The following is a 1,573-nucleotide window of genomic DNA, read 5'->3' as shown; positions in this document are numbered from 1 at the left end:
CTCATCGCCCGGCTCCCCACCCTGCTCCCCAACCTCTGGCGCGCCCCCCTCGAACTGCCGGGCTGCGGCCACTGGACCCAGCAGGAACGCCCGGACGAGGTGAACGAGGCACTTGTCGAGTTCCTCACGGCTTAGCACACGCCAACTCCGATAACATGATCGAACCCATATCAAGAGCGACCTGTTGACTTACATCTGACAAAGCGGCCAAAACAATTGATAAATAGACCATCGCGGGCGTTTTCGCGAATAAGCAGCAAAACCGGCTTCGCCGAGTTGTCCCGCCCCCGGGCGATCCTGTGGGCCACGGCGGNNTGATGATGGTGGTGCTCACCTGGCGGCAGAGGTTCATCGCGGCCGGTATCGCGATCGGTATCGACATCGTCTTCCTGCTGGTGCGGTGGGCGGTCGACGCCAAGACCCCGCCCCACAGCGGCCATCCCTTCGGCAACGGCGCGTTGTGGGTGCTCCTGGGCTGTGCGGTCATCGCGGTCACGCGCCGCACCGGCAAGGAGCGGGTGCTGCTGCTGAAGGGCGTCGGGCTGGGCCTGCTGCTGGTGGCCGGCCGCAAGACCGGCGACGCCTGGCTGCTCATCACCTCCAAGACCCGCCCGACGGTGCTCGACCAGTACGTCGCGGTAGCCGACCACGCCCTGGGCAACCCCTCCTGGGTGGTGGGACGGCTGGTCGAGGCCACCGGCCCGATCGGCACCCACGTGCTCGACTACGTCTACATCCAGCTCGCGGTGGCCGCGGTCGTCGTCGCCCTGTACCAGCTGCGTCACGTCGCCGTCGAGCGCCGCTTCCCGGCCCATCATCTGGTGCGCACCTTCCTGGTGATCGGCCTCCTCGGCCCCGGCATCTACATGATCTTCCCGGTGGTCGGGCCGATCTTCGCCTACGGCACCGACGGCGGGCACTGGGCGGTGGCCGATCTGTGGCCGAACACACCGTCGCCGGTCAGCAGCCCGCACCCCATGCCGTTCGACGAGATCACTCCGCGCAACTGCATGCCCAGCCTGCACACGGCGTGGGCCACCGCGATATTCCTGCACTCCCGCAAGGGCCCGAGAATCCTGCGGTACGCCGGCACGTTCTGGCTGATCGCCACGCTCGGCGCGACCCTGGGATTCGGTTATCACTACGGCGCGGACATCATCGCCGGCGTGGTGTTCACGCTCACCATCGAGGCGGGCCTGCGCTCGCTCGCACGCGGCTGGGACCGCTCGGGAATCCAGCTGGTCTGCTACGGGGCGACGGTGTTCACCGCGCTCTTGCTGTCGTACCGCTATCTGCCGATGGAGATGGCCCGGCACGCGTGGCTCTTCGGACCGCTTCTCGTGCTGGCGATGATCTCGGTGATCCACCTGTACATCCGCACGACCAGAGCCTGGGAACCGAAGACCGCACCCGCCCTGCGGCCGGAACCCCAGCCCGAGCCGGCCTGAGGCAGGCCGGTCACCCGGCCCGGTCGTCAGGGGGCGGGTGTCCCGATGCCGGGGGCCGCGGCGCGGAGGGCGGCTGCCACGGGGGGGACCGCCTCGGCCGGTGGACACGGAGGACGGGCCAGGAG

General features: G+C 68.6%; 2 protein-coding genes. Both read left to right on the top strand.

Annotated features, from left to right (window positions below):
• The coding region (locus tag CCN44_RS46420; protein WP_143649934.1) for an alpha/beta fold hydrolase at positions 1–135 on the top strand (135 nt) is incomplete at its 5' end.
• A gap of 182 nt (positions 136–317) precedes the next feature.
• Positions 318–1,448, top strand: coding sequence for a phosphatase PAP2 family protein (locus CCN44_RS24120; protein WP_086699470.1), 1,131 nt, complete (start codon positions 318–320; stop codon positions 1,446–1,448).
• Positions 1,449–1,573: the final 125 nt, after the last annotated feature.

The sequence above is a fragment of the Streptomyces tricolor genome (assembly GCF_002155905.1).
GTDB lineage: Bacteria > Actinomycetota > Actinomycetes > Streptomycetales > Streptomycetaceae > Streptomyces > Streptomyces tricolor.
Note: the sequence above shows the minus strand (reverse complement) of the source record. Positions and strands in the feature narration are given on the sequence as shown.